The sequence below is a fragment of the Roseiarcus sp. genome (genome assembly GCF_052145395.1).
Taxonomy (GTDB): domain Bacteria; phylum Pseudomonadota; class Alphaproteobacteria; order Rhizobiales; family Beijerinckiaceae; genus Roseiarcus.
In genome coordinates, this window is record NZ_JBKQOT010000638.1 from 1 (window position 1) to 8001 (window position 8001).

The 8001-nt window shown below is 67.3% G+C and carries 7 protein-coding genes; all 7 read right to left on the minus strand.

Translation table 11 applies throughout. The annotated features are described in order from the left end of the window. Positions 1-61: 61 nt before the first annotated feature. Genes ACLP25_RS22045 through hpnA form a run of 7 tightly spaced genes read right to left on the minus strand, consistent with a single transcriptional unit; the run spans position 62 to position 7902 of the window. Complete coding sequence (locus tag ACLP25_RS22045) at positions 62-733, minus strand: phosphorylase family protein (RefSeq protein WP_442471284.1); 672 nt, start codon at positions 731-733, stop codon at positions 62-64. 34 nt (positions 734-767) lie between these two features. Continuing rightward, on the minus strand, positions 768-2735 hold the full coding sequence (gene shc, locus ACLP25_RS22050; protein ID WP_442471285.1) for a squalene--hopene cyclase: 1968 nt from the start codon (positions 2733-2735) through the stop codon (positions 768-770). Beyond that, entirely contained in the window at positions 2732-4021 is a 1290-nt protein-coding gene (gene hpnE / locus ACLP25_RS22055) for a hydroxysqualene dehydroxylase HpnE (protein ID WP_442471286.1), read from the minus strand. Before hpnE ends, shc begins: the two co-directional genes overlap by 4 nt. Continuing rightward, positions 4018-4845 (minus strand): presqualene diphosphate synthase HpnD, encoded by an 828-nt coding sequence (gene hpnD / locus ACLP25_RS22060; protein WP_442471287.1) that lies wholly within the window; start codon positions 4843-4845, stop codon positions 4018-4020. Before hpnD ends, hpnE begins: the two co-directional genes overlap by 4 nt. After that, entirely contained in the window at positions 4842-5717 is an 876-nt protein-coding gene (gene hpnC, locus ACLP25_RS22065) for a squalene synthase HpnC (RefSeq protein ID WP_442471288.1), read from the minus strand. The genes hpnD and hpnC overlap by 4 nt, the downstream gene beginning before the upstream one ends. Continuing rightward, positions 5714-6898 carry a glycosyltransferase gene (locus ACLP25_RS22070; protein WP_442471289.1) on the minus strand — a complete coding sequence of 395 codons (1185 nt, stop codon included), beginning with the start codon at positions 6896-6898 and terminating at the stop codon, positions 5714-5716. Before ACLP25_RS22070 ends, hpnC begins: the two co-directional genes overlap by 4 nt. Further along, positions 6895-7902 (minus strand): hopanoid-associated sugar epimerase, encoded by a 1008-nt coding sequence (gene hpnA / locus ACLP25_RS22075; RefSeq protein WP_442471290.1) that lies wholly within the window; start codon positions 7900-7902, stop codon positions 6895-6897. Before hpnA ends, ACLP25_RS22070 begins: the two co-directional genes overlap by 4 nt. Positions 7903-8001: the final 99 nt, after the last annotated feature.

Sequence of the window (8001 nt, forward strand, 5' to 3'; positions counted from 1 at the left end):
TTCGCTGGAAAGGCAGCGTCCGGCGGAATTCGTGTTCGAGCGCAGCGTGGCGCAAAGGCTGTCAGAGACGCGGCGGGAGCAAGTCGGGGAACGGATCGCCAAGACGGCTGCAACGCCGTAAGGCGCGGATCGCTGCGGCGCTGTCCACCGCGGCGGCGATCACGCCCCGGAGGTGGGAGGGCGAGCGGATCAGTCCTGCGATCACCGCGCCGACCTTCACGCCGCCGGCGGGGTCGACGGCGGCGAGCGCGAGCGGCGGCAGATCGCGGTCCGCCGGATCGCAGACGGCGCGCAGGATCGCGAATGGCACGCCCCGCGCCCGGGCGAAGAGGCCCGCGGCGAGGCTTTCCATGTCGACCGCGGCCGCGCCTGTCGCATCGTGCAGCGCGGACTTCCCCTGGCGGGTCAGGACCGGAGCCTCCGCGGCGGCGATCCGTCCGAGGACGGGACGCTCGCCGCCGTCGACGAGGCGGCGCTTCAGCGCTTCCGTCAACGCTGCGTCGGGCGTGACGCTCTGGCCGCCCGAGACGACCTCGGTTCCCAGCACGATATCGCCGCGGCTGAGCGCCGGATCGAGCCCGCCGCACAAGCCGAAACTGACGACCATGCGCAGCGGACGGTCCGCCAGTTGGTCGAGCTTCGACTGCAAAGTCGGTCCGTCCCCGTACGCCGAGAGGGCGTCCGGACCCGCGAAAACCGCCGCCTCGCGCTTCAGGCCGCAGACGATCAGCACGGCGGATCAGGGGATGGAGACGCCGACATCGCCTTCACATTCCGAACGCTACGCTGCGGCTGTTGGCGCGCTTGAGGTTTCGGTAGCGGGCGAGCGCCCAGAGCGGGAAGAACTTGGAATAGCCGTGGTAGCGCAGGAAGAAGACGCGCGGAAAGCCGGTCGCCGTGTGGAAAGGCTCGTCCCAGAAGCCGTCCTCGCCCTGATTCGCTGCAAGATACGCGACGCCGCGCGCGACCGACGGATGGTCGGCTTCTCCGGCCGCCATCAAGCCCAGCAGCGCCCAGGCGGTTTGCGAGGCCGTGCTCGGGCTCGCCTCATAGCCTCGGTAGCCGAGCTTGTAGCTGTCGCCCCCTTCGCCCCAGCCGCCATCGTCGTTCTGGATGCGTACGAGCCAGTCGACCGCGCGTCGCACGGTCGGGGCGTTCGGATCGACCCCGGCGACGGCGAGGGCGCAGAGCGCCGACCACGTGCCGTAGACATAATTCATCCCCCAACGGCCGTACCAGCTGCCGTCCGGCTCCTGCCTCGAGATGAGGGCGTCGAGGCCGCGAGCCAGCGACGCGCTCGTCTCGCGCGTTTCGCCGAGTTGGGCCAGCATCGAGACGCAGCGCGCGGTGACGTCGGCGGTTGGCGGATCGAGCAGCGCACCGTGGTCGGCGAATGGGATATTGTTGAGCACGTCGTACGTGTTGTCAGCGTCGAAGGCGCCCCAGGCGCCGTCGCGGCTCTGCAGGCCTTCGATCCATTCCTTGGCGCGAGCAATCGCGGGCTCGAACTGTTCCGGCTCGAGGCCCGAGCCGCGCCGGGCCGCCCGATCCAACGCCATCGCCACGACCGCGGTATCGTCGAGGTCCGGGTAGTAGGCGTTGGCGTACTGGAAGGCCCAGCCTCCGGGACGCACGCCAGGACGCCGCTCCGCCCAATCGCCCTTCACATCGAGGACTTGGAGGGGCTTGAGCCAGTCCAGGCCGCCCCTCGCGCTCGCTTCCGCGGTGTCGTCGCCAACCTCGAGCAGGGTGTGAGCCGCGAGCGCCGTGTCCCAGACCGGCGAGACGCAGGGCTGACAATAGGCTTCGTCTCCGTTGACGACGAGGAGCCGCTCGATCGACTCCCGCGCCACGACGAGATGCGGATGATCGGGCGGGTAGCCGATCGCGTCGAACATTAGCACGCTGTTCACCATGGCGGGGAAGATGGCGCCCAGTCCGTCGGCTCCATTGAGACGCTCGACGACGAAGGCGACCGCACGATCGATCGCCCGCTTTCGCGTCGCTGAGGGAAAATGCGGCTCGGCGCGCTTCAGGAGCGCGTCGACCGCGTCGAAGAATTGGATCCAACCCCAGGACTGGTGAGCGCCCTTCGGCCATTGGCGCACCGTTTCGGGCGGCGCAACGAACAACTCGTCGATGCGCACGCCTCGCGGATTCTTCGCCTGCGGCTTGAGCGCCTGGAGGACGAGCAGCGGGACGAGAACCGTGCGCGCCCAGTACGAGATCTTGCTCAGATGGAAGGGAAACCACGGCGGCAAGAGCATGATCTCGACCGGCATCGCCGGCGTGCCGCGCCAGGGGATCGCTCCGTACATCGCCAGCAGGAACCGGGTGAAGACGTTGCTCGCCGTCGCCCCGCCATGCGCGAGAACCGCTTCGCGCGCCCGGCGCATATGCGCCGCCTCAGGATCGTCGCCGATCATCTTGAGAGCGAAGTAGGCCTTGACGCTGGCGCTGATGTCGAATGCGCCGTCGTGAAACAGCGGCCACCCGCCGTGGGCGCCCTGGATGCGGCGCAGATAGACGCCGATCTTGCGCTCGAGATCCACGTCCTGAATCTCGCCGCGGAAATGGCGAAACAGCACATATTCCGCCGGGATGGTCGCGTCGGCCTCGAGCTCGAAACACCAGTGTCCATCCGGCCGCTGGCAGGAGACGAGCGCCGCGGACGCCGCGCGGATGCGCCGCTCGACCGCTTCCAGCGAAAGCGTATCGACAAGGGAAAGAGTCACCTCGAAACCCCCGCTCTCTTGCGGACCCGAGCGCCGTCGCGTCGCTCAGTCACGATCGACGCCGCCTTGTATCCCGAACGCACCGCGCCTTCGATGGTTGCCGGAAGTCCTGTTTGAGTCCAGTCGCCGGCAAGGACGACATTCGCCCAACGCGTGTGCGCGGGCGGTCTTTTTGCATTCTGGATTGGCGTCGCCGCGAAGGTCGCGCGCTTTTCCTTGATGATCCGCCACGGCGGCGGCTTCGAGCCGAGGCCGTGAACCGCGGCGACCTCGCCCCAGATCGCCTCAGCAAGGTCCTCCCTCGGCCGGTCGATGAGACGATCGGCGCCGCTGATGGTCACCGAGACATGTTCCGGATAGGAGAATATCCACTGGGACAAGCCGTTGACGACACCAAGGATCAAGGGCTGATCCTTGGCGGGTTCGACGCGAAAATGCGCGTTGACGATCGCACGGAACTCGTCCGGAGCGTGGAGCTCGGGGAGCAGCTCCCGCGCGACGAAAGGAGGCACGGCAAGAATGAGCTCGTCGTGGCTCCCGAACTCCGTGCGGCCTTCGCCAAAATCGAGGCCGACGGCGCGTCCGTCGGCGAACGCGACGCCCCGCAGACGCTCACCAAATCGGATCGTCGCCCCGCGCGCGTATAGATGGTCGAGCGCAGGATCTACGAAGCACGCGGAGAGACCGCCGATCGCGACGAGCGGACGGCACGCTTTACCCCCGGCGAACAGGGTCTCGCGCAGCATCGCCGCCGCGAGCAACGCGGAGCCTTCCGCAGGGTCGGTGTTCAATCCCGCCAGCAGAACCGGACCCCAAAGGCGCTCATAGAGCGGCCCCGAGCATTTCATCACGTCGCTGAGCGACGCCGTCCCCGTCGTCCTCAGAGTCCGCAGCGGCGCGAGATACTCGTGAAGCGCGGCGCCTGGAACGCGGCGGCTTGGGTCGAAAAGCCACCATGGCGTCCGGCCGTCGTTCGGACGCAGGCGCCAGCGTTCGTTGCTCTTCAGATCGGCGAAATCGAACGCCGCCGACGACGGTCCTTGCAGCCTTGCGCGCGATCCGATGCGGTCAAGATAGTCTAGCGCAGCCCAATTGCCGGACAACAGCAAGTGGTTTCCGTTGTCGATCGTGAGGCCCAGCGCCTGATCCTGGTAAGACCGGCAGCGGCCGCCCGCCGAGCCCGCGGCCTCGTGCAGAACGACCCGACGGCCCTCGTCGGCCAGCCTCACGGCTGCGCTCAATCCGGCGACGCCCGCCCCGACGACATGGATGGTCGCGTCATTCATGCGACGCGGTACCGAAGGAATGCGCCGAGGACCCGCAACCGGTCTGCTCTGACGCGCTGACGTGGCGGCGCGAAGCCGCGCGCCGCCATGCGATCGAGAATCGATTCGTAGGCCGCAGCCATGAGACGCGGCGCCCGCACGGCGCCCCGCGGCTCCTTGTCCATCACGCGTCTGGATTGATCGAAATGCGCCCGCGCGCGCGTCACGACTTCCGCACACGCGGCAGGGAGCCGGGGATCAGCCGCAACGTCCAGCGGCTCGTCGGAAAAAATGCCCGCCGCAGCAAGCGCCTCTCGCGGCAAATAGAGCCGACCGATTGCGGCGTCCTCGTCGATATCCCGCAGGATGTTCGTCAATTGCAGGGCTCGGCCGAGATGATGAGCGAGCGCCTCTCCCGGCTCCGCGCGCATGCCGAAGATGCGCACGGAAAGGCGCCCGACAGCGCTTGCGACCCGATCGCAGTAAAGATCGAGGGTTGCCCAATCCGGTGCGCGAATGTCGGCGGCCGCATCCATCGCCATGCCGTCGATGATGGCGTTGAAGTCCGCCTGTCGGAGGTCGAACCGGCGCACGGCTTCCGCAAGATCGCCGAGCTGTGCAGGCGCACGCGTGGCGAACAGATCGTCGATGTCGGCCCGCCAGCGCTCGAGATCGGCCATCCGTCGAGCGGAAGATCCGCCCCCGTCGGCGATGTCGTCGACCGCTCTGCAGAAGCCGTAGACCGCGTACATGGCGTTGCGCCGATCCTTCGGGAGGATGCGCATCGCGAGGTAGAACGAGCTTCCCGTCGCAGCGGGAACAGTCAGCGCCGCGCCCTCACTCATGCGCGGACAGTCCGATTTCTTCGCCGGGGACGCGCGAGCAACGATCCCAAGCCTCGCAAGACGCCGAGGCCGGCAACGGCGGCGGAAGCCGCCTTGCTGAGATGCACGTTCTCGCTCAGCGGATCGCGTCTGGCCAGGCGACGAGTGAGATGCTCGGCGAGCGCCTGGATCGCCGCGATTTCGAGCGCCAGCCGGCCGTTGCCGACCTGGCCGGAAAGCGGAGCCGAGTCGCTGAGCAGCGCAGCAGTCCGGCCGGCAAGTTCTCGGATCGCGGCGAGCAAGGCCGGTGGGGAGCGGGTGGCGGCGAGCATGTCCACCGCTGCGCCATGGGAGGCGAGCGTATCCTGAGGCAGGTAGACACGATCGAGCCGGCTATAGTCCGCCGCACAATCCTGCAAGTGGTTGATCACCTGCAGAGCCGCGCACAGCGGATCGGACGTCCGCCACGTGCTTGGGTCCTCTCCATGCACATCGAGGACGAAGCGACCGACCGGCATCGCCGATAGCCGGCAATAGTCCATGAGCTCCCCCCAGCTCGCATAGCGGCGCTTGCTCACGTCGAGCCGAAAAGCCTCGAGGAGGTCGAACGCATGGCGGGGTGCGAGGCCCCTCTCGCTGAGCGCGAGTCGCAAAGGTTCGGCTTCCGGATCGCCGGAGCCGCGACCGGAGAGAGCCTCGCCAAGCCGGTCCAGGAGAGCGAGCTTCTGGTCCGCTTCGAGGGACGGATGATCAGCGACGTCGTCGGCGGCCCTGGCGAAGCGGTAGAAGGCCAAGATCGGCCGGCGATATTCCGAGCGCACAAGCCATGACGCCACGGGAAAATTCTCGTCCCGATGGCTCTTGCCCGAAAGCGCTTCTGCCGAAGAGGTCATGCGCTGCCCATACTGCTTGTCGAGGCCTGGTAGCGACCTTTCCATTTTCCTCCGCGCCCGCGCCAATGCTGGACCGCGGACTCGATGGTGAAGACCGTATAGGCGGCCGCGATTGCGGGCAAGGCGACGCCGAATGCCACCGGCTGTCGATAGAAACGAAGCATCGGAACGAAGGCGAAGGCCATCAGCGCCCAAGCGATCAAGCCTGCCGCTTGCGCGGCGCCGTGCCCGAACACGGCGAGCAGCGGCGGGGCCAAATAGGTCGCGGCCATGCCGGCGACCGCGCCGATCAACAGAATCGACGAGTAATGCAATTGCGCAAAGGCGGAGCGCACGATCATTCGCCCGAAATCGGCGATGTCCGGATGGGCGCGCAGGCTATGCACATTCTCGGTGAGACCGAGCCAGATCGCGCCTTGCCGCTTCATGGCCGCCGCAAGGGCGCAGTCGTCGATCAGGGCGTCTCGCAGCGTTTCAAGTCCGCCTGCCGCGGCCAGCGCCTCGCGGCGAACAAGCATGCAGCCGCCCGCCGCCGCAGCGGTTCGGCGTCCGGGATCGTTCACCCACGCAAACGGATAGAGCTTCTGAAAGAAAAAAACGAAGGCCGGCGCGAGCAGGCGTTCGGCGGTGCTGACGCAGCGCAGTTTCGCCATCAGCGAAACGAGCACGCTGTCGGTCTCCCGCGCGATGGCGACGAGACGCCGAAGCGTTTGAGGCGCATAGGCGATGTCGGCGTCGGTGAACAGGACGAATTCAGGCGGACTTTCTTCCGCTTCGACAACGGCGAGGCCCTGACGCATCGCCCAGAGCTTTCCGGTCCAGCCTTGTGGCGGCGCGGAGCCCGTCACGATACGGACGCGCCCGGCCGCAATCGCGGCTTCGGCGGCCGCGCGAGCCTCGCCAGCAGTGCCGTCCGAGCTTTGATCGTCGACGACCACGATCGAGAACCGCCCGGAAAAATCCTGCCGCAGAAGGGAGCCGACAGCGCGCGCGACCGCCTCCGCCTCGTCGCGGGCCGGAATGACAGCGACGACGCTCGGCGAGTCGGCGGCCGCGTCGTGCGTTCCCCTGTCGGCGGCGTCGGCGTCGTCGCGCTCCCGGCAGAGCCAGAACCACCCTCTGCCGAAGAGGAGATAGGCCCAGATCGCCACCGGGACGAAGGCGAGCGCGGTGACAATCATCGCAGATAACCATGGGCGCGGAACCAGGCGATCGCGTCGCTCAGGCCTTCGCCATAGGGCCTCGAGACGTAACCCAGTTCGCGCCTCGCCTTGACGTCGTCGAAGAACATAAAGTGGCGGGACATTCTGATGCCATCCACCGTGATGAAGGGATCGCCCCGGCCGAATCGGGCGAGAAACTCGGCCGCATAGGCCACAGGATAAATGAGGGCGCGCGGCGCCCGCAACGTCGGCGCCCGGCGGCCGACAATCGTGGCGATGTCGGCGAGCATGGCGGAAAACAAGACGTTCTCGCCGCCAAGAATGTAGCGTTGTCCGACCTCGCCGTGGCGCAGGGCGGCGAGATGGCCGGCGGCGACGTCGTCGACATGAACGAGGTTCAACCCGGTATCGACGAAAGCCGGAACGCGCCCCGAGGCCGCCTCAACGATGACGCGGCCCGTCGGCGTGGGCTTCACGTCGCGGGGGCCGATCGGGGTCGAGGGATTGACGATCACGGCGGGCAGTCCGTCGCGCTGCGCCATCGTCTCGACGAGGCGCTCCGCAACGACCTTGCTGCGTTTGTACGCGCCGATCGCTTCGTCCTCGGAGAGCGGACGGCTCTCGTCCGCCGGCGCGCCGTTCAAGAGCCTCAGGGTGGCGACACTGCTTGTGTAAACAACGCGCTCGACGCCGGCGCGCAAAGCCTCCTCCATGACGAGGCGGGTGCCCTCAACATTGTTGCGGCCGAAGTCTTTGGGGTCTCGCGCCCAAAAGCGATAGTCGGCGGCGGCATGAAAGAGGAAGCGGACGCCTTTCAACGCGGCCGCCAACGACGAACGGTCGGTAAGATCGCCCTGGCAGACCGTGTCGAGCGGCGAGATGTTGGCGCGGGAGCTCGAAGGCCGCACGAGCACGCGCACGCGGTAGCCCGCCGCGCGCAGCGTCTCAGCGATCGCCGAGCCGACAAAACCGCTGGCGCCAGTGACGAGAACGGCCGAATCGTCAAGCGCGTTATGCTCCACGGTCGCCCTCTGTTCGACTGCGTTCCATTGACGAAAATTCCCGCGCAGCGCAATAGCAGGCGATCGCAGCAATATCGCAAGTCGTATGCTTTTCGAGAC